Origin of the sequence: Edaphobacter acidisoli (assembly GCF_014642855.1) — a bacterium.
GTDB classification, from domain to species: domain Bacteria; phylum Acidobacteriota; class Terriglobia; order Terriglobales; family Acidobacteriaceae; genus Edaphobacter; species Edaphobacter acidisoli.
The window spans coordinates 46,688-71,617 of sequence record NZ_BMJB01000005.1 but is presented as its reverse complement, the minus strand read 5'-3'; the positions used below and the strand labels follow the sequence as shown (position 1 = coordinate 71,617).

Genomic DNA, 24,930 nt, shown 5'->3' with positions numbered 1-24,930 from the left:
CGCCGACGCCGAGAGTAGAAATCGGCGTTTCCGGGTAATTGAACCCATCTGCACCTGCGTTTGCACCTATTTGCATTACTTGCAGTAGCTAAGTTGTTGAGGTAAATGGTCGGGACGACTAGATTCGAACTAGCGACCTCACCCCCCCAATCCTCGTTTTGACGCAATTTGAGTAACTTAATTGCACTGGAGAAAGCGCTAAAGAGCGGAAAAGAACCCGACGAAACGCGTATTGGACCCTAATTGGACCCGCAAATGGACCCACGCTGGTGTACGCAAGAGGAATGCGATACGAACGGCAACCAGCGCTGAGTTCCGACGCTTTTTTCGATTGGACGTAAGACCGAAAATCCAGGCCCCGGCTGTTCGATCTCGTCTCTGGCCACCACCTGTATTACACACTTTTTCCCAACTTGACGAGCCATTGAAGCCTTCACGGCTAGGCTCATGGTGGTTCGGTCCCCGCCAAGAGGTCAATATCTCCGGAAACCTCATAGATCGGCCCGTCTTCTGTCCCCCGTGGGGTCAGGATGAGCTTCCCGATATGGTTAGCCAGAATTTGCCGGGCCTTCGCAGGCTCCAGATCAAAAGCAGAACGCAGATCGGACACTCTTTCAGAGACGAAACTCCAGCAAATCCAACGAGAACGCCAGATCGAGAGGTTTATTTGCCAATGCTAGGATCGCAATTGCATAGGCCGGTCCGCCCTCTCGCTGTATTTCATCGCCAACGATTAGGAAATCACCAATGATATCGGTCCCTTCATCCTTAAAAGTGACATGAAGGTCCGGAAACTTTTCGGTTTTTATCAGAACAACTTCTCTGCTGCCATTTCACATGCCCTTTTGAGTAATAAGCCGCCAGCGATAAGTCCGGCTACGCCCAAGGCGAACCACTGGATGTGCAATGAAACGAACTCTTCAGCGCTGCTGTGCGCCGAGCGGTCGCCGAACTTTCCACGCGCGCTCCAGGTGCCAGGCACATAGTTGTACAGGTTATTCGGTGCACTCGGATCTTGCTTCTCGCTTGCGATCTGCTGGCTCTTGTAGCCAGTCTTGCCAAGATACCGATCAAGAAGGCCGGGGACTATCTTCTGTCCCAGGATAGCCGCGACAGTCGGCATACCTACCCAGTATTCGCGTCGCGGACAGGCGGCATATCCTGCGGCCACAACCACCTCTGCCGTCAGTTCAGGATCGAAGATGGGCGGCACAGGTTGAGCCTTATGCGGCATACGGTTTTTTACCCAATCAAACTGGATCGTATTCATAGCCGGCATTTGCACCGTTGTCACCCGGACGTTGCTGTGGTCGTGGTAAAGCTCGCAACGCAATGAGTCGGTAAATCCGTTGATCGCGTGCTTACATGCGCAGTATGCAGATTGCAATGGAATCGAGCGATAAGATAAAGCTGAGCCAATCTGGATAATTGTTCCGCTGTCGCGTGGCAACATGCATTTGAGCGCCGCGAGCGTCCCATGCACAAATCCCAGATACAAAACCTCCGTGACACGGCGATAGTCGCTCGCTTCCATTTCCTTTACGGGCGAAAACACGCTCACCATCGCGTCATTCACCCAAATATCGATTGGGCCAAACTCGGCTTCCACGCGAGCCGCAGCTTCCTCCACAGCCTCTGCGTCTGACACATCCGTGGGCAGCGCAATAGCGATGCCTCCAAGAGCCTCGCATTCGCTCCGTGCTGCGTTCAGCGCATCAGGGTTGCGAGCAACCAAGCCAACCTTCGCCCCTTTTCTAGCGAAGGCATGTGCAATGGCACGCCCCAAACCCGCAGAAGCTCCCGTGATAACTACGACTGGCGGCTGCTGTTTGAATTTCGCCAATTTGTTTCCTCGAAAGCTTTCGTTGCTGATCTGCTTCCTTAAGCTGTTTGGACGCAGTCTCCAGATACGGAGGTGCCTTCGCGGCACAAATTCGCCGGACTCTCTGGTTGATACCCATAAACTCGAAGTCCTCTTTGCACTCGTTCTCTGCCCGCGCGCGCTGCATCTCAGGTAAGGGAGGCGGACTACGACCAACATCGGCGCGCATGCGCCATTGTGATGTCGTCACTGTTACGAATAGTGGAGTCGAGATATTGACCCGGGTCTAAGGGGACATCCATGTTGATGGAAGCAAAACTGCAAAAAGCCCATGTATTCGTCTACACCGTCCCGACCGATGCTCCGGAAGCTGACGGAACATTTTCCTGGGACAGCACGACGATGGTGCTCGTGCATTTAGAGGGTGGCGGAAAACGAGCACTTGGCTATACCTATGCAGACGCTTCCACTGCAAGGCTGACCGAAACGTTGTTGCAAAAAGTTGTCCTGGGCCGTGATGCGTTTTCCCACGGCGCCATTTTGCAATCGATGTGGCATTCCGTCCGCAATCTTGGATGCAGTGGAGTGGCGATGATGGCAATTGCCGCGATCGACAATGCCCTCTGGGACTTGCGAGCACGCCTTCTCGATATCCCTCTGGTAAGTCTTCTCGGAAGAGTACGCGACTCCATTCCGGTATACGGAAGCGGCGGGTTTACGTCCTATACGGACGATCAACTCACAAAGCAGTTCAGTGGCTGGGCCGAGCAAGGTTTCACCATGATGAAGATGAAGGTGGGGACCGATCCAGCACGCGATCCGCATCGTGTCCTGGCTGCGCGCCATGCCATTGGGGACGCGCCAAAGCTCTTCGTCGACGCCAACGGTGCATACACCGTCGCGCAAGCGATCCGGCTCGCGAAGGTCTTCAGTGAAGAAGCGGTTGTTGCATGGTTCGAAGAGCCGGTGAGTTCGGACAATCTCATTGGCCTCAACCAAATACGATCGCGTGTGCCTGCCGGCATGGACGTTGCCGCTGGCGAATACGGCTACACCGCCTGGTACTTCCTCCACATGCTCGATGCGCAGGCAGTTACCGTCTTGCAGGCAGATGCAACGCGCTGCGGAGGCATCAGCGGCTTCCTCGATGCGGCATCCCTCTGCTGGGCCCACAATGTCCCGCTCTCCTCTCACTGTGGACCGAGCATGCATCTGCACGTATGCTGCGCCGCACCGCGCGCAATTCACATGGAGTTCTTCCATGACCACACCCGTATTGAGCGAATGTTTTTTGATGGTTTTTGCGAGCCGAAAGACGGATGCATGTCTCCCGACCTCAGTCGTCCCGGCATGGGACTGGAGCTGAAAGAGAAAGACGCAGCCGCCTATCGTATTTAGGTCGTGAAAGTTTGTCCGTGCCGCGAAGATGCAATGCGGACATCCTTTCCAACGCAAGAATCCTCCTATGAATTGATAGGAAAGATCATTCATGGCACAGCAAGTCTCTGATCTCATCGTTGAACGCTTGTTGGCCTGGGGCGTAGATACCATCTTTGGATTTCCCGGCGATGGCGTGAATGGGTTCTTCGAAGCGTTGCGGACGCACCAGGACAAATTGCGCTTCATCCAGGTAAGGCACGAGGAGTCGGCGGCATTTGCCGCAGTTGGATACGCTAAATACTCCGGTCGCATCGGCGTCTGCGTGGCCACCTCCGGGCCTGGCGGTATCCACCTTCTCAATGGCCTCTACGATGCAAAGTGTGATCAACAACCGGTGCTGGCGATTACTGGCCACACCTTTCATGACCTGATTGGCATGGACTACCAGCAGGATGTTGATCTCGACAAACTTTACATGGATGTCTCTGTATTCAACCAGCGCGTGATGGGCCCCGCTCACGCCGTCAATTGTGTAGATGCTGCGATCCGCACGGCATATGCGAAGCGCGGTGTCTCCCACATTTGCATTCCTAAGGACATTCAGGAGTGGCCCGTTTCTGTCTCCGGCAAGCTTCGCAGCGGCGCTAACATACCGCATCACAGCGGCGACTGGAGCGCGCCATCTTCGGCCCATCCGAGTTCGACGCTCATTCGCAAAGCGGCAGAAATTATCAACGCCGGGTCGAAGGTCGCCATCATGGCTGGTAGGGGTGCACTACATTGTCGCGAAGAAATCTCACAGCTTGCCGACCGTGTCGGTGGTCCAGTCATCAAGCCGTTGCTCGGCAAAGCTGTTCTTCCCGACCGTAGTCCATACACCACCGGAGGCATCGGCCTCCTGGGTACCGCACCATCCATCGACGCGATGGATGACTGCGACACGCTCATTGTCGTCGGCTCCAGTTTTCCTTACATGGAATTTTTGCCAAAGCCCGGGCAGGCAAAGTGCGTTCAGATTGAGCTCGATGCTTCCCGTATCGGCCTGCGCCATCAGGTGGACATCGGTCTTGTCGGCGATGCGAAAGCGATTCTGACGGACCTTCTTCCCTTGCTGAATGAGAACAAAGAGAAGAAGTTTCTCAAAGCAGCGCAAGAAAATATGACGAGTTGGAACAAACTGATGGAGGAACGTGGCACGCGAACTTCCATGCCGCTCAAACCGCAGGTCGTCACGTACACGCTGAATAAGCTGCTGAACGACGATGCCATCGTCTCCTCCGACAGCGGAACTATCGCCACATGGACCGCGCGCTATATCGAGATGCGTGGCACGATGAAGTTTTCGCTCTCCGGTTCGCTCGCGACCATGGCCAACGGCTTGCCCTACAGCATCGGCGCTGCCGCAGCCTTCCCCGGACGCCAGGTCATCTGCATCGTCGGCGATGGCGGCCTCACCATGCTCCTTGGAGAGCTCGCGACGATCGCGAAGTACAAGTTTCCGGTCAAAGTCATCGTCATCAAGAACAACGTGCTTGGTGAAATCAAGTGGGAACAGATGATTCTCGATGGCAACCCGGAGTTTGGGGTGGAGCTGCAACCCATCGACTTTGCCAAAGTGGCAGAAGCTTGCGGCACGGCAGGCTACACCGTCGAGCACCCGGAGGACGTCGAGCGCGTGCTTGGCGAAGCCTTGCGGCATGATGGCCCGGCCTTAGTCCAGGCCGTCGTCGATCCCAATGAACCCCCCATGCCAGGAAAGATCACCACGCAGCAGGCAATCAAGTTTGCCGAAGCCATCCTTCGCGGTCAGAAGAATGCGATGACCATCATCAAAGATATCGCGGAAGATAAGATTCGCGAGGTCGTGTAAAGGCCTGGGAAACGATGCCTCAAGCGGAGCTTTCTCTACTCAATCCGGCGCATGATCTCGAACTCGTGCGAAACCACATTCGCGAAGGCCGCTTCCAGCGCAGTCTCTCCCTCCTCACAGCCTTCGCCAGCCTCATGAGCGGCCTTGAGGTCAGCTACGAACACTATCGCGGCAGCTACAGCCAGCGGGTGATGTACACGCCAGTGATTCTCAGCGGTGCGTTGACCGGCGCCGGTATTGCAGGATTCTTCAGCCGCTGGGCCGCACGCACAGTGCTTCGCTGCGTCTCCGCAATCACTCTGCTGGACTCGGCCATCGGTTTTTACTTCCACGTGCGCGGTGTCCAACGCAAACCAGGCGGCTGGCGACTCCCCATGACCAACATGATCATGGGTCCTCCCATCTTTGCGCCGCTGGTCTTTGGAACAAGCGCCTACCTCGGCTTGATTGCTTCTTACCTGCGCCGCGAGAACTCATCCAACCGCAGCTCATCTTCCGGAAATTTAAACACCGGTCTCGCACACGTCCTTCCCAAAAAGCTCGGCCGCGAAATGCTCTCCGTCGAACAAGACGTGCGCGAAGGCCGCTTTCAACGCCAGATGGCCATCGCCACGGGCATCAGCGCAGTGCTCAGCGGATTCGAAGCGTGGTACTCCCACTACAAAAATAATTTCCGCTACAAAGCACAGTGGACCCCTGTGATCCTTGCTCCGATGCTCGCCGCGTCTGCTTTCGGTGCAGTCAAGAGCCGCCGCACCGCAACAACGCTTTTGCCCGCGCTGGCCGTCGCCTCCTGCGCCGACGCCGCCGTCGGCTTCTACTACCACGCTCGTGGAGTTCTCCGCCGCCCCGGCGGCCGCAAGCACATCCTCTACAACATCATGTACGGGCCGCCCATCTTCGCGCCTCTGCTCTTCGGCGCTGCGGGTATGCTTGGCATTCTCGCCAGCCTGCTCCGCCGGAGGAAGCGATGACCACAAAGAACAGAGAGACCAGCGAGACTCCAAATCAGCAGGGCGACGCGGCCGACACCTCGCTCGTGCCGCGCGACCCACTCACCGGCGACGCCATCCTTCCTCGCACGCAGCCCGGCTATTATGCAGGATTCACCACCCTTTCGCAGCAGTCATTCTGGGACGCGGCGACACGCAAAGTCATCGATAAGCGCGTCAACCATCAACCCCCGATCCGTTTCTTCAATCCAACCGAAGCCAGTTTCTGGACCACCGTCTTCGATCACCTGATCCCCCAGACCGATCGCACTCCGGACCACCGTATTGCAATTCTTCCCACTCTCGACGAACGCCTGTATCACGACCGCACCAATGGCTATCGCTATGAGGATATGCCGCACGATCGCGAAGCCTATCATCTTGCCTTCGACGCCATCAATCAGGAGGCGCGAAGCGAGTATCGTGCCGATTTCATCTCGCTTCCTTATCTGCAGCAGGACCTTGTCCTCAAGACGCTTCACGACGGAGAGCCAAAGGCCGCACCAGAAATCTGGAAGCAGATGTCGGTGCATCGTTTCTGGCTCCTGCTGATAGGAGATGCAATCGATATTTACTACGCACACCCCTGGGCATGGGATGAGATTGGATTTGGGGGCCCAGCATACCCACGCGCCTACATCCGGCTCGAGCGCGGCGAGCCCGAACCCTGGGAAGCTGAAGAGCAGCGATACGACTGGGTGGCGCCAGACCATGCTGTCTCAGGGGAAATCGAAGCAACGCATGAGTTTTATCTCGAGTCGGTGCAACACCGGTCACACCGCAGAAAGCATGAGAGGCTCCCGTGAAGAAACCACTCCTCGGATCCTTCGAGCCTCCCGCCGCCGGCAATAAGCACATGCTTGGCGCGCTCCAGCATATTCACCTGCCCATGCGCAGGTTCAAAGAGCTTGAAGAGGTAGACTACGTCATCGTCGGGGTTGGCTCCGCGGGCGGCGTTCTTTTGCAGCGCCTCGCACGCGCCGGCTTCAACGTCGTCGGACTCGAAGCCGGCCCTTTCTGGGACACGGAGCGCGATTGGGTTAGCGATGAAGCCGGCTCCCACGATCTCTACTGGGAAGATCCACGCGTTACCGGTGGCACCGACCCACTCGCGTTCGGTTCAAACAACTGCGGCAAGGGCGTCGGAGGCGGCTCAGTCCATTGGGCTGCTTTTACTCCTCGCCTCCACCCCTCGGACTTCGAGATCTACACCCGCGACGGTGTCGGCACGGACTGGCCTATCACCTACGAGGAGATCCGTCCTTACTACGAGCAGCTTGAGCTCGAAATGCCCGTCGCCGGGCCCGCCTACTACCCCTGGGGTCATCCTCATGGTTATCCCTACGGTCCGCACCCGATGGGTGGAGTTGGCAACGCGCTCATTCGCGGTTGTTCGGCGCTTGATATCCCGGTCTGCATCGGCGGCCCTGTAGCCATCCTCTCGGGCTCCCATGGAGATCGGCCGCACTGCATCTATCGAGGCTTCTGCATTCAGGGTTGCAAAGTCGGCGCAAAGGCGAGCACGCTCATCACCCACGTACCCGATGCACTTCACAGCGGCGCGGAGATCCGTGATAACTCGATGGCCGCCCGCGTCAGCCTCGGCAAGGACGGCCGCGTCAATGGCGTCCACTACTTTGACAAGGATGGACGAGAGCATTTTCAGAGAGCCAAATCCGTCATACTGTGCGGCTACGCCATCGAGACGCCCCGTCTCCTGCTCAACTCCGCCTGTCCTGGCTTTGAGCTCGGTCTGGCCAACTCAAGCGACACAGTCGGGCGCTATCTTATGGCGCAGGCGGGAACCGTAGTCCTCGGCCGCTTCGACCAACTCGTTCGCATGTATAAGGCTCCTCCTGCTCACGCACTCACCGAGGAATTTTACGAGACTGATCCGAAAAATGATTTCGCGCGGGGGTTCGCGATCCAGACTGTTGGCCCATTGCCCGCAGCTTTTGGTAAACAGATGGTCTCTGCAAAAAAAGCCTGGGGATGGGGCCTGCGCCGCGAAATGATGGACTATAACCACTGGGCCAGCTTCGGACTCCTCGGCGAAATTCTCCCCTGGCCCGAGAACCGAGTAACTCTGGCGGATGAGAAAGACCGCTTCGGCCTGCCCATCGCCCATGTCAGCTTCAACCTTCACGAGAACGACAAGCGACTGATCAAAGCGGCCACTCAGAAGACAATTGAAGTCATGCACGCGGCAGGCGCAACGGAGGTCGTGCATGAGGCTCGCTACGCTCATCTCGTCGGCGCCGCGCGTATGGGGTCCGACCCACGCACATCTGTCGTCGACAAATTTGGCCGCTCTCACGACATTGCGAATCTTTTTATCTGCGACGGCAGCATTATGCCTACCCAAGGCTCAGCGAATCCCGGCCTGACCATCCAGGCCCTCGCTGCTCGCACTGCAGATTATCTGATTTCGCAAGCACGTACCATCTTCACCGGGAGCAAGCGAGACATGACCACTCCGCCCATCCGTCGCGAACTGGCCCCACCCGATACCTGGGGCAAAGGAGTTCCACGATTTACTCATCTGCTCAGTGCAGGCAGATGAAGAATCTTGGAGGATTATCTTCGAGCACTGCCGCGACGGGGACAGGGTCATCGTCGCCTCGGCAATCTCTCGCGGCGCAAGCCTAGATCACCCGCAGCAAGACTAAAACTAAGACGATTAGAAGGATCAGCCCCAATCCTCCGCTGGGGTACATCCCCCAATTGCGGCTATATGGCCATGTTGGAATGGCTCCGATCAACAGCAATAAAAGAATTATCAAGAGTATGATCATCACTATTCCTTCCCAGCAAGTCGATCCGTTCGCGCACGAAGCGCTTCGGCCTGTCGCTGCTTACGCTACAGCATCCGAGTTCCGTCCAGACATCGACGGCTCGGCGCCGTGGCAAGCTGCTAGAGCCATCAGATGCGGACCGTATCGGCGCGACAGGAGAACCCGCAAAAACAGATTTCCATGCCATGGACGAATATTGAAGTGCCCGCAACCGATAGGGGTTCATAAGAGCTTATCCGCACAGTTGCATGAGCAGTTTTCTATTTCACCGCAGTGAAATCTCAGCATAACGCAGTCGTTCGCTCTTGCATCTCACTCCTTATAGCAACGGCGACGAGTAGCTAAGAAGGAGACGGCTTCCATGAGCGTACAAACGATAGATGACCTTATGGTCGATGAATTAAGAGATCTGTATTCCGCTGAGAAACAAATTACAAAAGCATTGCCCAAGATGGCGAAAGCTGCTTCCTCCGACGACCTCCGCCAGGCATTCGAGAGCCATCTTGAAGAAACGCATAGTCATGTCGCGCGACTTGAGACGATCTTTGAAAGCCTTGGCAAAGACACCAAAGGTAAAACTTGTGATGGGATGAAGGGCATCTTGTCCGAAGGGTCTGATCTCATCGGTGAGATAGATAAAGGCGAGGTGCTTGATGCCGGACTCATCGCAGCGGCCCAGCGAGTAGAGCACTACGAGATGGCAGGGTATGGCTCAGTTCGCGCAATCGCTGAATTGCTGGGCCGAGCTCAAGTCGTCGACCTGCTACAAGCAACGCTTGACGAGGAAAAGGCTGCGGACAAGAAACTTACTCAGATTTCGATCGCTGTGAATACACAGGCCCAGAGGGCAGCATAACATCCGCGCATGTTGAGTGCGTATGCTTCCCGTTCGTCTGGTACCCCGAAAGGTCCGGCCGGCCCGAATAGCCCAGAAAGTGGTGGCGCAGAAATGGAAAGGATTTTATGCTTTGGACTCTATTCGTGATTCTGCTCATAGCGTGGTTGGTGGGATTTATCGGTTTCCATGTAGTGGCTTGGTATATCCACATTCTCCTCATCATTGCATTGATTGTCCTGGTTCTGCAGCTTGTCTCGGGAAGGAGAGGGACACCCCTGTAACTCTCGGTTAGCAGGAGAACTGTCGCCTCTTCTAGAACACTTGCGTTTCGCACGAGCATCTTGCTGCGAGTATGTAAATGCCCGTGGATGGACATAAGAGGAGCAGAAATGTCAAAGAGCAGGACGGTGGCTAACCCTTCGAAATTGAAGCCAATCGACAAGAGGGAAGGGATTCTGCGAGTCATCGTAGAAACACCGAAGGGCAGCCGGAACAAGTTTGCTTTTGATCCTGGTCAAGGCATTTTTGCACTGACGAAAGTTCTACCGGCAGGAATGGTATTTCCTTATGATTTCGGATTCCTGCCGCGGACCCGCGCTCAAGATGGTGACCCAATCGACGTTCTCTTGCTCATGGATGAGCCTGCATTTCCTGGATGTGCAGTCCGCGCACGTCTTGTAGGCGTGATCGAGGGCCAGCAGCTCGACGGGAAGAAGAGGATTCGTAATGATCGCCTTCTGGCTGTCGCGGAAGTAAACCATAGCTACGCCAATATTCGAAAATTGAAGGATTTTCCGCCACGATTTCTCCGTGAGCTCGAAGAGTTTTTCGTCAGTTACCACGAGTTGGAGGGCAAGAAATATGAACTGCTAGGTTGCAAGGGAGCTCGGTCCGCCCTGAGCCTCATCAAGCAAGCTAAGAGGGCCAGGTAGCACTGGGAATATTGTGATGCGAATCGAAGATTATGCCTTGATCGGCGATTGTGAGACCGCAGCTCTGGTGGGTCGCGACGGCTCGATTGACTGGTTGTGCTGGCCTGATTTCTCTTCTCCGGCCTGTTTCGCATCGTTGCTTGGAGCTAGGCAAAATGGCAGATGGATAATTTCGCCAACTGTCAGACCGAGAAAGGTCACACGAAGATACCAGCCACATACCCTGATCCTCGAAACTATGTTCGAGACTGAATCGGGAACCGTCCTTGTGACGGACTTCATGCCGATTCGCGAAAAGCATTCCGATATTGTTAGACTGGCTCGCTGCCTTGATGGATGCGTGGTAATGCGGATGGAGCTGACGCTACGTTTCGACTATGGGCGAACTGTGCCATGGGTCAGCTTGGCCGAAGATGGCTCGTGGTCGGCATCTGCAGGTCCCTCCGTGGTCTATCTTCGGACACTGGAAACATTGCAGACAGAGGATGGTGCCGCTTTTGCAGCGATGACCTTGAGCAAGGGCGATGAGGTGTCATTTGTTTTGACCTGCACTCGCGCAGAAGAAGCCGCCCCCGAGAGAGTCAACGCTCACAAGGCTCTCGCCGATACAGAGACATTCTGGACGAAATGGTGCGCGACCAATCGATATAAAGGCCCGTGGCATGACGCGATTGAACGTTCTCTTATCACCCTCAAGGCCCTCACGTATCGTCCGAGCGGTGGAATCATCGCGGCCCCAACTACATCATTGCCAGAGGTGATCGGCGCAGGCCGCAACTGGGATTACCGATATGGTTGGCTACGCGATGCCTCCTTCACTCTGGAATCGTTGCTTTCTTTTGGATATCACGAGGAGGCAGAGGCATGGCAACAATGGCTGTTGCGCTCAATTGGCGTCGCTGCAGAGCAGATGCAGATCATGTATGGGATGCGGGGAGAGCGCCATCTTCCTGAATCGGAGCTGAAATGGCTCCCCGGTTATCGACTGTCACGACCTGTTCGAATTGGAAACGCCGCGTCTGAACAACTCCAACTAGACGTTTTTGGTGAGACGGCCGATGCACTCTTCTCGATGAAGGCAGCGAACGTCCCTGACGACGATCAGGTGAGGAAACTACGCATCGGTCTCGCTGAGTACGTATCTACAATCTGGCATCGACCCAGCTATGGAATCTGGGAGGAGCGCAAACACCAGCGACACTTTGTCTATTCAAAAATCATGGCATGGGTCACAGTGGACCGAACAATTCGCGGGATTGAGTCACAATGCCTAACCGGCTCTGTCAGCCGATGGGAGAAGCTACGAGACAGCATGCATGAAGAGATTTGCAAAAGGGGTTTCAACCCCAGAAGGCAATGTTTCGGCCGATATTATGGGACCTCACGCGTCGATGCGTCCGCCCTGCTTATTCCCATCTGTGGCTTTCTTCCCTTCACTGACGATCGTGTTTTAGGGACAGTTCGGATGATCGAAAAAAAGCTCATGAAAGAGGGTTTGCTGGTGCGCCAGGAGCGTCGATTCGGGAAAAAAATGGATTCATGCTTCCTGGCGGCGTCCTTCTGGCTTGTGCAGAATTACGCGATGTCCGGGCGGCTGCTTGAGGCGCGTTCTTTGTATGAGCGATTGCTGGCTTTGCGGAACGATGTAGGTTTGCTCTCTGAAGAATACGATTCTTCTGAGCACAAGCTTCTCGGCAACTATCCACAGGCGCTCTCTCATATTGCACTCATTAACGCGGGACGAGCTATCGCTGAACGTCAAGGGACAATGAATGACGTTCAGGGCGAAGATAGGGCGTCTAGGCGTAATGTTGGCAATAAAGAGAACAAACCACGGCGATTTTTCACCGACTCTTTTGATGGCTTCGATATGTTTTGTGATAGGACAGAATCAACAGCAATGCCTGGCAATTAAATTGCTTTCATTGCACTGAGGTTCCCGGCGAACCCGAAAACAAAGAGTATCCTTCGGGAGTATCTCATTCCATGGCGTTAGGACAGGTATGGCCATGCTCAATTCACAGAATGTTTACGTATATGTAGTGGATGATGAAAAGGTGATTGCTGACACGCTGGTTGTGCTCCTGCGGCAGAGTGGTTTTCTGGCGGAGTCATTCTCGAATCCTCTGAATGCACTCGAAAGGGCATCGACCGAGGCCCCTAATTTGCTCATCTCCGATGTGATGATGCCGCAGATGTCGGGAATTGACCTGGCAATACGATTGAGAGCACTCCATCCCCTCTGCAAAGTCCTACTGTTCTCGGGACAGGCGGCAACGGCGGATCTTCTCCAGAAAGCGCGAGAAGAGGGATATAACTTCGATTTGCTTCTGAAGCCTGTGCACCCAACCGATCTTTTGGCAGCGATTCAGAGAGTCGCGCCACACAATGGATCGCGAAGGACAACTCTCGTCAACGCCAAAGCTTCCTAAATTGAGTGGTGTCGCAGAATGATTTAGACGTGAAAAATAGGCCCGAGCAAGCATGAGAACGAAGCCGACCAAACCGAAGTCCACTCCGAAGAGAAAATGGGCGAGCGCGAGTGTTGAAGAGAGCACGCCGGGTGGCTCGTTTCCTATTGTGGCGGTGGGCGCCTCGGCAGGCGGCTTGGAGGCATATAAGGATTTTTTTCACGCGCTACCGGTCGATACCAGAATGGCGTTCGTGCTGGTGCAACACCTTGACCCGACGCATCACAGCCTGCTTCCCGAGATACTGTCGAAGGCAACCAGAATGCCTATCGAGGAGGTCAAGGCCGGGACCAGAATCAAGCCGGATCATGTCTATGTAATTCCACCTGACTCGTTCATGGCCCTGACCGCGCGCGGTTTCAAGCTGACTCCACGAGAAAAAGGGCCAGTTCAACATTTGTCGGTGAACTTCTTCATGCGTTCCCTGGCTGAGGAGCGCAAGAGCGGGGCGATCGGCATTATTTTGTCCGGCACGGGCAACGACGGCACTCTTGGGCTTGAGAGCATCAAGGCCGAAGGGGGCATCACCTTTGCCCAGGATCCTGACACGGCTAAATACGGCGGTATGCCGCGCAGCGCCATCGACTCCGGATGTGTGGACTTCGTTCTGTCTGCCCCGGAAATTGCGAGCGAGCTGCTGCGGATCCGACGCCATCCCTATGTTCACCAGAATGAGGCTGCCGCAGAAGAGAATGCCCACGAACTGGAAGACTCGGCGGCTCGGCCTTCCCACGAGGACGATTTTCTCATTATCTTCGAACAACTGCGGAAGACGAGCGGCGTGGACTTTCGCCAGTACAAGCCGAATACGATTCACCGTCGCGCGTTACGTCGCTCGGTCATCCTGAAGCTGGACTCGCTTGGCGAATATGCGAAGTATATGAAGGCCCACCCCGAGGAAGGCCAGAAGCTCTATGACGACGTTCTCATTCCGGTCACCAGCTTCTTCAGAGATTTCGAGGCGTTCGAAGCGTTGAAGACGCAGGTGTACCCGGCGATTCTGAAGGACAAAGGAAACAAAGGGACGATTCGCATGTGGGCACCCGGTTGCTCCACCGGGGAAGAAACTTACTCCCTTGCCATTACACTGCTTGAATTTCTGGGGGACAAGGCATCGAGCTTTCAGGTGCAGATATTTGGAACCGACCTGAATGAAAAGGGCATTCAAAGAGCGCGCGCCGGAGTCTACCGGGAGAGCGTCGCCGAGGAGATATCGCCGGAGCGCCTGCAGCGATTTTTCGTCAAGACAGAGGACGGCTATCGCGTGAACAAAGCAGTACGCGATATATGCATCTTCGCCCGGCAGAACCTAGCGACCGATCCTCCCTTTTCACAGATGAACCTAGTCGCCTGCCGAAACCTGCTCATCTATATTCAGCCCGTGCTTCAAAAGAAGATCATTCCAATCCTTCATTACGCACTGAAGCCGTCTGGATTTCTGGTACTCGGCGGCTCGGAGAGTGTCGCGGCATACCCAGACCTGTTCTCCACGGTAGACAAGAAGCACAAGATCTACAGTAAGAAGACCGTGAGTTCAAGGCTGCACTACGACTTTGCGCAGAACTATTTCCCAACCCAAATCAGCTTAGCTGCGGTCGGCAAGACTGCGAAGGTTCAAGATGCGTCTACGTCTGAGTTTGACGTGCAGGCGGAAGCCGATCGGTTGGTTCTGAAGAATCACTCGCCAGTCGGAGTAGTCATTAACGGGGAGTTGGACGTGGTCCAATTCCGGGGGCGCACATCTCCCTACCTTGAGCCGGCGCCCGGAAAACCAAGTCTGAACATTTTGAAGCTGGCGCGCAATGGACTGGCAATTGAGCTCAGGACCCTCATCAGCGCAGCGAAGAAGAGGGGCACACCCGTTCGAAAGGACGGCGTTCCGTTTGAAGGCGATGGCCAGCGGCGAATCCTGAATCTTTCGATCTCACCCCTGAAGGAGAAAGAACCTCAGGATCGGCTCTTTTTCCTCGTGCTCTTCGACGATGTTTCGTCCTATGTGCCACCGGTTGACGATGCATCTCGCGGCAAGATGAAAGGAAATTTCCGCGAGCGAGATGAGTCCAGACAATTGAAGCAACGACTTATCGAGGTGCAGGATGCGCTGCGCTCCTCGATCGAGTCAGAAGACTCGCTGAGGGAAGAGTTCCAATCCGCTAATGAAGAAATCCTCTCGGCCAACGAAGAGCTGCAGAGCACGAATGAGGAGTTGGAGACATCGAAAGAAGAGCTTCAATCGGCCAACGAGGAGCTTAACACGCTCAATGCGGAATTGCGCCATAAGAACAATGACCTTCACGAGCTGACCAACGATATCTCAAACCTGCTGAACAGCACGCGACTTCCAGTGGTGATGCTCGACCGCGGATTACGCATTCGACGCGTGACGCCCATGGCCGACCGGCTGCTGAAGGTTGTACCGTCCGATATCGGGCGGCCCATTGCGGACATTCGGTTGAATATTGATGCGCCTGAGTTGGAATCGATGATTGGCAGGGTGCTCGAGACTCTCCAGCCTTCCGAATCGGAGATACGGGACGCTGAAGGGCGCTGGAACTTATTGAACATCTTGCCGTACCGCACTCAGGACAACAAGATCGATGGAGTTGTCTTAGCCCTGCAGGACATCAATGCCATCAAGGTTGCCAATGAGAAGCTGACAAAAGCGGCTGACTTCTTTCATGGAGTTATCAATACGGTCGTCGAGCCGCTCCTGGTGTTGACCGGTGAACTCAAAGTTGTGATGGCGAATGAGCCTTTCCTTGCCATGTTCAAGGTCTCTCCCGAGGAAACCCTGAACAAATTCCTCTATGGCTTGGGCAACGGCCAATGGGACATTCCAGATCTGCGTAAATTGCTGGAAGAAATCTTGCCGGAACGCCGCGTAGTGCAGGGCTTCACGGTGGAGCATGACTTCGAGACGATTGGATCCAGGATCATGCTTCTGAACGCCCGGACGCTCGCGCCGTCTTCGAATGCGGATCCGATGATCCTTCTGGCCATCGAGGACATCACGGAACGCAGGCGGGCCGATGTCGCCTTGCAAGAGACCGAACAACGCTTTCGCACCTTGTTCAATTCCGCTCCGATGGGAGTATTGGTGTGCGATGAGCAGGGTGTGATTCGCAATTACAACCATCTGGCAGTGCAGCTTTGGGGCAGAGAACCCGCCCGTGGAGTCGAGAGATATTGCGGTTCATCGAAGATGTGGAAGCCGGATGGCACACCGCTCGATCATGACAGGAACCCCATTGTCGAGGTGCTGCGTACGGGCGTTCCCGCGTCGGGCGTCGAAATCTCCATTGAGCGGCCCGATGGCTCTCGCCTGCCTGTGCTCGCGAATTTTGCTGCGTTGTCGGACGGACAAGGTGAGATCAGCGGAGCCATCACTACTTTTATGGACATTCGCGAGCGTAAGGATGCGGAGTTGGCGGCGGCAAGACTCGCCGCTATCGTCCAATCCTCGGATGACGCGATCATCGGAAAGGACCTGAACGGAACCATCAAAAGCTGGAATGCTGGCGCTCAGCGACTTTTCGGATATAAGCCTGAAGAAGCGATCGGCCGGTCCATCACCATGTTGATCCCGCCCGATCACATCGATGAGGAACCCATCATTCTCGATCGTATTCGCCGCGGAGAACATATAGAGCACTTTGAGTCCATACGGCGATGCAAAGATGGAAGCCTGCTCAACGTAGCACTGACGATCTCTCCCATCATTGACGTGCATGGGAAGATCGTGGGTGCTTCGAAGATCGCCCGCGACATAACCGGGCAAAAGTTGGCCGAAGCCGCCTTGATCAAATCGGAAAAGCTTTCCGCCGCAGGCCGTCTGGCCGCCACCCTCGCTCACGAGATCAACAACCCACTACAAGCGATAACGAATCTGGCGGCATTGTTACGGCATTCACCCAGATTGGATGAACAAGAACGAGGCTACGCGGCGATGATGGAGGAGGAACTCGGCCGCGTAGCGCGCTTGACGCAGCAATCTCTCAGTTTCTACCGCGGCTCGGTCAATCCGGTTGCGGTGCATTTGGACAGAGTTGCGGATAGTGTCCTGAACCTCTATGCCGATCGACTTCTCGCGAAGCATATTGCCGTAACCAAACAGTATCTTTCCGACGGAGTTACGATTCGCAGCTTTCCCGGAGAGATTCGGCAGGTGCTCTCGACTTTGCTGTTGAATGCCATGGATGCCATCCCTTCTGACGGTGCGATCGTTCTACGGATTCGCAAGTCTTCTCGTCGGAATCATCAGCCTAGCAGGGGAATTCGTATCACTATTGCCGACAACGGCTTCGGAATTGCCTCCAATAATATCCGCCGCATCTTTGAGCCATTTTTTACAACCAAGGGAGAGCAAGGAACCGGGCTCGGGCTTTGGGTTGCCAACGGCATCATCAATCGGCTAGGCGGAACGATCCAAATGCGCAGCAGTGTATGTCCTGAAAAAAGCGGTACTTCTTTCTCGATCTTTCTTCCTGCAGAATTGCCAGACAAGGACTTTGAGTCGCATTGGAAGGCTGGCCGTGACGGCGATGATCTAGTAACGCGGAAGTTATCCAACGATCTCGCTTGAAAGCATTATCGAGACAACTCATCCTCTGGATTCGTACATCAGACCGAATACTGCTGTTGCGTATCTCCGTATCGTTCAACGACCAGGTGGGCTTTTTTGGAATTCGTTTTACATCTGATGTCTCTTCTGAACAGCCTAGTGTCTCTTCTGAACAGGAAACCTGATAGACACACCGCCAGGCATGATGTCTGCACAGAGACGCAAAGATCTTGAAAGAAAGCCGATCGGTCCAGCCCTGTGTCGAGCTACGGAAGTTCGCTGTGCAAGCAGATAGGAGTTTCTCATGACAAGCAAAAATGTAGCGGTCTTCGGAATTTATAAGACACCAGGAACTGCAGAGGCAGCAGTTGACTATCTTCTATCAAAGGGCTTCTCCGACTCTGCAATCTCGGTCCTGCTTCCGGATGATGAGAGCACGAGGGCCTTCGCCCATGAAAAGAATACGAAAGCGCCTGAAGGCACGACGACCGGGGTTACCGCAGGCGGAATCGTAGGAGGAACGCTAGGACTTCTGGTTGGAATTGGGGTGATTGCGATTCCAGGAGTTGGTCCTCTCATCGTAGCGGGCCCAATTATCGCGGCCCTCGCAGGTCTCGGAGCCGGCGGAGCAGTCGGCGGCATTGTCGGCGCGCTCGTAGGTCTCGGTATTCCAGAATATGAGGCGAAGCGGTATGAAGGTGCTGTGAAGGACGGCGGAATACTTCTTTCCGTACACTGCGACGTCTCAGAACAGGTTGACCTAGCAAAAGCAGCTCTGAAAGATACGGGGGCTCATGACATTGCGGTAGCAAGTGAATCTGACGCTGTCGACACATCCGGTGGGCGGGCAACCTTCGGTCACATCTCCGAGCGATAGGCGAACGCGAATCTCTCCCCGACCTGCAAATGCTTCACTCCATGCGTCTTCCTTTCGATGTTGAGGTGCTCCGGAAGCATCTAAGTTTTTCAAGTCCGCCACAACCGGCACTGAGCCTGGACGCGGCTGTCGCAAGGGTGCGGCAGAGGAGATGGCCTATGGCTGTTATGCTGCAAGGATTCTATTGGGATTGCGCCACAAAAGAAAACAAAGCAGGCGAATGGTGGAACTATCTCAAGGCAGAGATACCAAAGCTGGGCAAGCAGGGGGCAGGCTTCGATTCAATCTGGCTTCCACCATTTTCCAAGGCCGCCTCCGCCAACTCCGTTGGCTACGATCCCTATGATTACTTCGATCTTGGAGACTACGACCAGAAAGGATCAGTCAAGACTGCTTATGGCAATGGCGAAGAGCTACGAAGCTTAATTGCGGCAATTCACCAGAACGGCATGGGTGCCATCGCAGACGTGGTGATCGACCATAACTCCGGAGATCAGGAGGAAGTCAACCCATTGGATGGAAAGAGCCGATGGACAAAATTTAATCCCAAAAGCGGCAAGTTCCCACGCGATTGGAACTGCTTTCATCCCAGCCGCTATGAACGCACAATGGTAGAAGGCGAGAGATTTGCTGGTTTTCCCCATCTCTGCCATCGCAACCCAAAGGTCTATATCGCAATGTTCGAATACGCGCGCCTGGCAATTGAAGACCTGGATTTCGACGGCTTCCCCCTTTGATTTCGTCAAAGGGTATGGCATGTGGATGATAGCTTTGCTGGCCAAATACCAGTACCAAAAGAAGGATAGGCGTGAGTTCTCGCCGTTTGTTGTTGGAGAGTACTGGGCAGGCCCCAACGATATTGAAGGTTGGCTCGATGGAGTAGCTGCATTGACTGACCGCCAGATCGCTGCATTCGATTTTCCCCTGCGATACAAACTGAAAGACGTCTGCGATACTCCCAAATACGATCTCCGCAATCTTACCGATGGTAGCTCGGTTTCAGCAGCCCGCCCCTTCAATGCCGTTACATTCGTCGAAAACCACGATATGCGCGAAAATGAAGTCGTCAATGACAAAATGCTAGGCTCTTCATTCATCTTGACGCAGGATGGCTACCCATGTGTCTTCTGGTGGGATTATTACAACTGCCAGCTCGCCCGCCCGGGAAGCTCGAATGGGATTGACGCTCTGATCGCGGCCCATCATGCCTTTGCCGGAGGTGAGAGCTGCATTCTGCACGTCGATCCAGATCTCTATATTTCTCAGCGTGCCGGTACCGAATCTCAGCCAGGCCTTGTTTATGTACTCAACAATCTTGGCAATCGGTGGAGAGGAACTTCAGTTAAAACGAAATGGCCGAACCAGAGATTCAAGCCTGTTGCATGGGATGGCAAGGACAGCGCGCCTCCTGACGAGAGGACTACGGATGGCAATGGAAATGCGGAATTTCCAGCTCCGCCTCGAGGCTACTGCGTATATGCACCTGCAAAGAACTAAGCTAGCTATTTTTATCAATACTGTAGAGTGGTGGTTCATCCGCGAATTTAGCGAGTCGGCACGCCATCAAGCGCGCTATGCATCCGACCTGAAACTGTGCGGCGGTGCGGCGATGAAGCAAATCTCATGTGACCAAGAAGGAAATCGCATGTGACTTGGCCTTCATCGTTGCATGGTAAGAGTAGGGCCATTACAGGCTGTTCGTCGAACATAAGATTATCGATATCCATAGCTCTGTCCGTGCTTACGCAGCGTGTTTCAATCATCGATGGGAGCAAGATTGCCATACAGAAGTCAACTCGGGTGGGAGTTGCACCAGCACGGTTCTGATGGCCCGGGGGAGACCCTGATGCGCAACTGAATCTTCCAGTATCACGGGCCTATTGATTGTATGAAAACGTAGTCACATAAGCAGGGTGGGGAGCGAGCAACGATATCAGCTAGAGGCCGCTCCTATGAAACTGCGAGGATCATTTTCTCGCGGTTCAATTTTTAGCTATTTGGAGACTCCCATGGTAAAGTGCCTCGCGTTACTCACTGTGTTAGCCTTTGGCGGTGTCGCAGTTGGACACGCCGATCAAATCAGCGGCTTCGTCAATGCCAACGGAACCGATTCATTTACCAGTTCGACTATCACGTTTGGCCCCGCTTCCGTCCAAGGATCGCTTGGCGGCAGCTTTGCCACATATCTGGCGGATGGTAATCCCATCGTCTTTCTGAGTGGGGCGCTGCCTTATTCAACGGGTTCACATACAGCTCCGTCAGGGCTGCCCTCGTTATTTACGATTAACGGGACAGCAGAAACCTTCGCATTTAATATTGCCTCGTATACCGCAGATTATTTTGCGAGCGCGATGAATGTGACCGGATGCAGTAACGGCAGCGCCTGTCTGCTCGTCACGGGAATTGGGAACTTTACAGGATCGGGGACCCATACCTTCGATTCAACACCAGGATCCTTCACGTTTTCCACCCAATACTCACCGGGGCAGACCACTGGTAGCACGACGTTCTCTTCCTCGGCCTCAACCACACCTTCCGCCGTGCCGGAACCGGTTTCGCTCGCGCTCTTTGGCACAGGTTTGCTGGGAATGGTGGGAATGGTGCGAAGGAAAATAACCACTAATTAACCAGTGCATTGATTCAAAGCGGAGGCCATGAACCGGCCGGCCTCCGCTCTTTTCCCTTCATCTCAGCAGCTACCACCGAAGCAGAAGCAGCTCAGAGCAGAAAGCCGGACCCATCGCACCCATCATGCTGTAGCAGCCCGGACTCCCCGGGCGATTGATCAGAAAATCCTGCATGACCGTGAGGACCGATGCTGAGGAGAGATTCCCACGCTGACGAAGACTATTCCACGATGCATCTAGCGCATGAGGAGGCAAGCCAAGGCTGCTCTCCATTGCCTGTAGCACCTTTGGACCACCGCTGTGAAAGATAAAGCTGCAGATGTTTCCCATGCCGAGATTGTTATCGGCGAGAAAGTCTTCGACTGTGTTACGCAGTTCCTTTTTGACGAGAGAGGGGACATCGGCTGACAACACGATGTTGAAGCCCGTGTGGTTGATCTTCCATCCCATCAGATGTTCGGTGTTGGGGTAAAAAGTAGAACGGGTGGCAATAACGCGAGGACAGGGTTCCTGAAGGCTCGTCGGCTTTTGTGCAAGCGGCGTCTCCTCGCCAGCGAGCACCACAGCAGCGGCTCCATCTCCAAACAGACCGCTGGCGACAATATGCGCCATGGAAGCATCATCCTCCTGCCATGTGAGCGAGCAGAGTTCAACTGAGAGTAGAACTGCGTATTGCTTAGGAAATGCACGCACATAGTCGATTGCGCGGGAGATTCCTGCCGCTCCAGCAACGCAGCCCAGGCCGAAGATGGGAGTGCGCTTGATGTTTCTGGGAAAGCCCATCAGGTTGACGAGACGGGCGTCGATGCTTGGACATGCGATGCCTGTGACCGATGTAAAAAATATGGCCGAGATGTCCGACGGCTCTAGCCCAACTTGATCAAGTGCCTTGCGGATGGCCTGTTGGCCAAGATCGAGCGCACCTTTGATCCATAGGTCGTTGGTTGGGCCGAATCCCGAGAGCGTTCCCAGAGTATCCAATGGAAACATGATATGTCTGAAGTCCACGCCGCAGTTGGAGTGGAGGCGATTCATGGCGCCGGGAGATTCGAGTTTGTCCTGCATCCGGTCGAGGAGGGCCTCGGTGATAACAGATTGCGGATAACGATGGGGGGGAAATGCTGTGCCTACGGATGCGATGCGCATGGATGCGAAAACCTCGTCGTGAGATGGATCGGTGTACTGCTGACGAAGTCGTCATCAGCCGAAGATTTTGGCAGGAGAAGAACAACCCGATGTCGCACGATACGGGGGGAGAGAAGTGCCTTCAAGGGATATGCGGAATATCAAAATTCCCGTGGGTTGATGAGGCAAGTATAGATCACTTGAAAGGTTGCCCGCTATGAAAAATATGCCATTTTTATAGAGGTTTTCGATGTTTTCATGTTTGTTACAGCATCACGCTTTTACTGGCCTGGATGTTCTTTCTGTTGACGAACATCGACTGGTTTGAACGGCCAATGGATTGAGATATGGCCGCAGGTTGAAGAAATCGTGTGGTTTCTGTCCGTCAATGCATGTGAGGGCACCGCAGCGATTTTTGAGTTCAGATTCTGTCCGGGTTTGATAAGAGGTCATCCGATGCAGTGAGTTGACCCACTGCAGTGTCAACGCTGTTATTGTCAATCCGGAGTTCACCATGAGGGTTCGGAAGGCCATGGCTAAGATAGCGGGGCTGTCGCTCCCTGTGGGGGTGATCTTAAGGTCAATGGCAGGGAAGGCTCTGGCGAGAGTTCCGGCGCGTAACCTCGTCCTTAATGACTACATCTCGTGAAGACGTTTTCGACAGCTGGGCTATCGAGCGCGAGTCTTAGTTCATTGAGGGTTGGAATGCAACATTCGAAGAAGACATTCAGCAGAGCTGAGTCACAGACGAGTCTACTTAGACCAAGCGCCCACGGTAGTATGTGTGGCACCGACGATTGGCGGACATCTCGTCTCAAGATTTCGGTAAGTAGCCTTTGAGTCCTTCATTGCCATTTCGACGGGTAAAACGCCGTTGCTCACTCTGCTGCGGGGATCGATCCCGACACATTGGCTGCGATAGACGCGGGAACAACGGAAGAAAAACTGGCCTGCGCGGCTACTGTTGCGACGGAAACAGGATTTGATCCTGCGGTGATGAAAGGTCCCAGAGCGGCTGCTGCCGTTGTGCTGCTGTCCCCACTCACGCTGGTGATCAGGCCGGTGAAGTTGTCGGAGCTTTCATAGTTCACGTTGTTTGCGGGGATCAAATCGACACCCGCATAATTGGGAGACGAAAGGGTCACAGCTGGTATGCCACGTACCAAGGCGCGATGCTCCGCCTCGACACCGAGGATCGACGAGGCAACTTTTGCATAAAGAATGAGATCCGCCTGGGTCAAATTTGAGCCGCTCGATGCCGGATTGGCTTGGGTAGAACTGAAGCCATTGTAGCCTGCAGCCATCGAAGCAAACTCTTCCACTGCCGTCATGTAGGCGCCGATGAAAGCCGTTTCGAGATCAATGAGAACAGGGAGGAAGCCGGAGAGCGATCCGAATGTTCCGCTTGGAAAATAAAAAGTTTGTGGGATCTTTGCGGTGGCGTCTCCGCTTCCATTGGTTGCCAACCCAAGCAGTGAGCGCAAGGTCTGTGCGTGGGAGACTTCTTGGAGCAGCGCGCCCTGGAGATAGGCAACGTTGATTTGGCTCCCATTCGCGCTGACGTTTAGAGCAGTTCCACCAGATCCAGCAAGATTCGGATCGGTAATCACCGCCTCTGTGGATAGAGCAGTGTAGTACGTGGTGATGGCAAGACTTTCAGCGATGAGGGCTGCAGTGAGGATGTTCGCTGCGGTATCGGTAGAGGCCGCCGCCGATACCGGCGTAGTACTCATCATCGAGTGTCCTTCGCCGCAGCCGTCAACGATTGCCGTAGTCGCAGCGCCCAGGCCGAACATTGTTGCGCCAGTAAGGAAAGAGCGGCGATTCACGCCGTTGACAAAGGCGAAATTTCTGATCAACTTGTCCGTCGGCATTCAAGCTCCTCGTTTTGGCTTTCTTCCGATTTCATAAGAGGTACGCAAACGGCAAGGACCTTGGATTGGTTCGCGAACAGGATCTCGCAAAAAATGTGAGAACTGGACTCTAAGCTGCCATGTCGGTCTTCCCAATAACGAGAATCGCTATGCGCTCCCACTGCGGCTATTGAATGTCCAGCAGCAGGGGACCGTCGATAGCGCGGCGCCTGATCATTCTGAAATTGCATACTTTTGAGTGAGTTTTTTCTCTTGAAGTTCTGGTAATTTGCCTCAGTGCTGTGAACTCCTCAGTTTGCGGCGAGCGGCATCATCTCCTGCGATACCTGCGACAACATCACCCGCAATCAACTCACCGCATCCGTGATGCCAGGTGCGGCCTCAAAGTGCACTTGACCGACTTCCTCGAAGCCTACAACTTCGCTCGAAGACTCAAGACTCTCAAAGGGCTCACGCCCTACGAATACCTCTGCAAACTCTGGACGCAAGCCCCAGAGAGATTTACTCTCAACCCAATCCATCAAATGCCGGGACAAAACACCTAAATTAGAAATGCTCTGACAAGCCCAGCACGGTGCACGATGAATGCTAAATCTCTGATCTGGAGAAAGCATCGTCCGACCCTAAAGGGTAAATCTTGCTCCGATCTGCATACTGCGTGCCGTCGCTGTCGTAAGCTGCCCGAATGTGCCTGAATTAATTGTGTTTACCGAATTACCAAGGCTTGTGTGGTTCAGAGCATCGAACGTGTCTAAATGTAATTCAA

Annotated in this window: 19 protein-coding genes and 1 pseudogene; 16 read left to right on the top strand and 4 right to left on the bottom strand. The window is 54.5% G+C overall.

Going from position 1 to position 24,930, the window contains the following annotated elements:
• Positions 1-808 precede the first annotated feature (808 nt).
• Positions 809-1,843: an SDR family oxidoreductase gene (locus tag IEX36_RS17220; protein WP_229669105.1), complete on the bottom strand. Its 1,035-nt coding sequence runs from the start codon at positions 1,841-1,843 to the stop codon at positions 809-811.
• A 279-nt stretch (positions 1,844-2,122) separates the two neighbouring features.
• Between IEX36_RS17220 and IEX36_RS17215 the strand changes: the two genes are divergently transcribed.
• From IEX36_RS17215 to IEX36_RS17195, 5 genes are all read left to right on the top strand, one after another.
• Positions 2,123-3,220, top strand: a complete 1,098-nt coding sequence (locus IEX36_RS17215; protein ID WP_188760818.1) for an enolase C-terminal domain-like protein — start codon at positions 2,123-2,125, stop codon at positions 3,218-3,220.
• A 91-nt stretch (positions 3,221-3,311) separates the two neighbouring features.
• Positions 3,312-5,072 carry a thiamine pyrophosphate-dependent enzyme gene (locus tag IEX36_RS17210; protein ID WP_188760817.1) on the top strand — a complete coding sequence of 587 codons (1,761 nt, stop codon included), beginning with the start codon at positions 3,312-3,314 and terminating at the stop codon, positions 5,070-5,072.
• A 14-nt stretch (positions 5,073-5,086) separates the two neighbouring features.
• A complete protein-coding gene (locus IEX36_RS17205) occupies positions 5,087-6,046 on the top strand; it encodes a hypothetical protein (protein WP_188760816.1) in 960 nt (319 codons plus the stop codon).
• Positions 6,043-6,870, top strand: coding sequence for a gluconate 2-dehydrogenase subunit 3 family protein (locus tag IEX36_RS17200; RefSeq protein WP_188760815.1), 828 nt, complete (start codon positions 6,043-6,045; stop codon positions 6,868-6,870). Before IEX36_RS17205 ends, IEX36_RS17200 begins: the two co-directional genes overlap by 4 nt.
• A complete protein-coding gene (locus tag IEX36_RS17195; RefSeq protein ID WP_229669104.1) occupies positions 6,867-8,627 on the top strand; it encodes a GMC family oxidoreductase in 1,761 nt (586 codons plus the stop codon). The genes IEX36_RS17200 and IEX36_RS17195 overlap by 4 nt, the downstream gene beginning before the upstream one ends.
• 82 nt (positions 8,628-8,709) lie before the next feature.
• Here the strand turns inward: IEX36_RS17195 and IEX36_RS17190 are convergent, their stop codons facing one another.
• Complete coding sequence (locus tag IEX36_RS17190; RefSeq protein WP_188760814.1) at positions 8,710-8,859, bottom strand: DUF3309 family protein; 150 nt, start codon at positions 8,857-8,859, stop codon at positions 8,710-8,712.
• A gap of 361 nt (positions 8,860-9,220) precedes the next feature.
• Here IEX36_RS17190 and IEX36_RS17185 point away from each other — a divergent pair, with 361 nt between their 5' ends.
• From IEX36_RS17185 to IEX36_RS17145, 10 genes are all read left to right on the top strand, one after another.
• On the top strand, positions 9,221-9,715 hold the full coding sequence (locus IEX36_RS17185) for a YciE/YciF ferroxidase family protein (protein WP_188760813.1): 495 nt from the start codon (positions 9,221-9,223) through the stop codon (positions 9,713-9,715).
• A gap of 107 nt (positions 9,716-9,822) precedes the next feature.
• Positions 9,823-9,978 (top strand): lmo0937 family membrane protein, encoded by a 156-nt coding sequence (locus IEX36_RS17180; protein ID WP_188760812.1) that lies wholly within the window; start codon positions 9,823-9,825, stop codon positions 9,976-9,978.
• 108 nt (positions 9,979-10,086) lie between these two features.
• Positions 10,087-10,629: an inorganic diphosphatase gene (locus IEX36_RS17175; protein ID WP_188760811.1), complete on the top strand. Its 543-nt coding sequence runs from the start codon at positions 10,087-10,089 to the stop codon at positions 10,627-10,629.
• A 16-nt stretch (positions 10,630-10,645) separates the two neighbouring features.
• Positions 10,646-12,544 carry a glycoside hydrolase family 15 protein gene (locus IEX36_RS17170; RefSeq protein ID WP_229669103.1) on the top strand — a complete coding sequence of 633 codons (1,899 nt, stop codon included), beginning with the start codon at positions 10,646-10,648 and terminating at the stop codon, positions 12,542-12,544.
• A gap of 94 nt (positions 12,545-12,638) precedes the next feature.
• Positions 12,639-13,061, top strand: a complete 423-nt coding sequence (locus tag IEX36_RS17165) for a response regulator (protein ID WP_188760810.1) — start codon at positions 12,639-12,641, stop codon at positions 13,059-13,061.
• Between the two features lie 52 nt (positions 13,062-13,113).
• Complete coding sequence (locus IEX36_RS17160; RefSeq protein WP_188760809.1) at positions 13,114-17,682, top strand: chemotaxis protein CheB; 4,569 nt, start codon at positions 13,114-13,116, stop codon at positions 17,680-17,682.
• Positions 17,683-17,965: 283 nt separating this feature from the next.
• Positions 17,966-18,538 (top strand): DUF3341 domain-containing protein, encoded by a 573-nt coding sequence (locus tag IEX36_RS17155; RefSeq protein ID WP_188760808.1) that lies wholly within the window; start codon positions 17,966-17,968, stop codon positions 18,536-18,538.
• A 158-nt stretch (positions 18,539-18,696) separates the two neighbouring features.
• Positions 18,697-19,275 carry an alpha-amylase family glycosyl hydrolase gene (locus IEX36_RS17570; RefSeq protein WP_229669102.1) on the top strand — a complete coding sequence of 193 codons (579 nt, stop codon included), beginning with the start codon at positions 18,697-18,699 and terminating at the stop codon, positions 19,273-19,275.
• A complete protein-coding gene (locus IEX36_RS17565; RefSeq protein ID WP_229669101.1) occupies positions 19,241-20,035 on the top strand; it encodes an alpha-amylase domain-containing protein in 795 nt (264 codons plus the stop codon). The genes IEX36_RS17570 and IEX36_RS17565 overlap by 35 nt, the downstream gene beginning before the upstream one ends.
• Before the next feature lie 455 nt (positions 20,036-20,490).
• On the top strand, positions 20,491-21,165 hold the full coding sequence (locus IEX36_RS17145; protein ID WP_188760807.1) for a PEP-CTERM sorting domain-containing protein: 675 nt from the start codon (positions 20,491-20,493) through the stop codon (positions 21,163-21,165).
• A 69-nt stretch (positions 21,166-21,234) separates the two neighbouring features.
• On the opposite strand, the gene IEX36_RS17140 is transcribed toward IEX36_RS17145, so the two are convergent.
• Positions 21,235-22,311 (bottom strand): type III polyketide synthase, encoded by a 1,077-nt coding sequence (locus IEX36_RS17140; RefSeq protein WP_188760806.1) that lies wholly within the window; start codon positions 22,309-22,311, stop codon positions 21,235-21,237.
• 857 nt (positions 22,312-23,168) lie between these two features.
• Positions 23,169-24,164: a ferritin-like domain-containing protein gene (locus IEX36_RS17135; protein ID WP_188760805.1), complete on the bottom strand. Its 996-nt coding sequence runs from the start codon at positions 24,162-24,164 to the stop codon at positions 23,169-23,171.
• 380 nt (positions 24,165-24,544) lie between these two features.
• Here IEX36_RS17135 and IEX36_RS17130 point away from each other — a divergent pair.
• Positions 24,545-24,709 (top strand): annotated as a pseudogene (locus IEX36_RS17130) (IS481 family transposase); the annotation flags it as partial.
• Positions 24,710-24,930: the final 221 nt, after the last annotated feature.

Coding starts and splice junctions, on each gene's coding strand:
- IEX36_RS17215 (WP_188760818.1), top strand. CDS start 2,123: ATGTTGATGGAAGCAAAACTGCAAAAAGCCCATGTATTCGTCTACACC.
- IEX36_RS17210 (WP_188760817.1), top strand. CDS start 3,312: ATGGCACAGCAAGTCTCTGATCTCATCGTTGAACGCTTGTTGGCCTGG.
- IEX36_RS17205 (WP_188760816.1), top strand. CDS start 5,087: ATGCCTCAAGCGGAGCTTTCTCTACTCAATCCGGCGCATGATCTCGAA.
- IEX36_RS17200 (WP_188760815.1), top strand. CDS start 6,043: ATGACCACAAAGAACAGAGAGACCAGCGAGACTCCAAATCAGCAGGGC.
- IEX36_RS17190 (WP_188760814.1), bottom strand. CDS start 8,859: ATGATCATACTCTTGATAATTCTTTTATTGCTGTTGATCGGAGCCATT.
- IEX36_RS17185 (WP_188760813.1), top strand. CDS start 9,221: ATGAGCGTACAAACGATAGATGACCTTATGGTCGATGAATTAAGAGAT.
- IEX36_RS17180 (WP_188760812.1), top strand. CDS start 9,823: ATGCTTTGGACTCTATTCGTGATTCTGCTCATAGCGTGGTTGGTGGGA.
- IEX36_RS17175 (WP_188760811.1), top strand. CDS start 10,087: ATGTCAAAGAGCAGGACGGTGGCTAACCCTTCGAAATTGAAGCCAATC.
- IEX36_RS17170 (WP_229669103.1), top strand. CDS start 10,646: ATGCGAATCGAAGATTATGCCTTGATCGGCGATTGTGAGACCGCAGCT.
- IEX36_RS17165 (WP_188760810.1), top strand. CDS start 12,639: ATGCTCAATTCACAGAATGTTTACGTATATGTAGTGGATGATGAAAAG.
- IEX36_RS17160 (WP_188760809.1), top strand. CDS start 13,114: ATGAGAACGAAGCCGACCAAACCGAAGTCCACTCCGAAGAGAAAATGG.
- IEX36_RS17155 (WP_188760808.1), top strand. CDS start 17,966: ATGACAAGCAAAAATGTAGCGGTCTTCGGAATTTATAAGACACCAGGA.
- IEX36_RS17570 (WP_229669102.1), top strand. CDS start 18,697: ATGGCTGTTATGCTGCAAGGATTCTATTGGGATTGCGCCACAAAAGAA.
- IEX36_RS17145 (WP_188760807.1), top strand. CDS start 20,491: ATGAAACTGCGAGGATCATTTTCTCGCGGTTCAATTTTTAGCTATTTG.
- IEX36_RS17140 (WP_188760806.1), bottom strand. CDS start 22,311: ATGCGCATCGCATCCGTAGGCACAGCATTTCCCCCCCATCGTTATCCG.
- IEX36_RS17135 (WP_188760805.1), bottom strand. CDS start 24,164: ATGCCGACGGACAAGTTGATCAGAAATTTCGCCTTTGTCAACGGCGTG.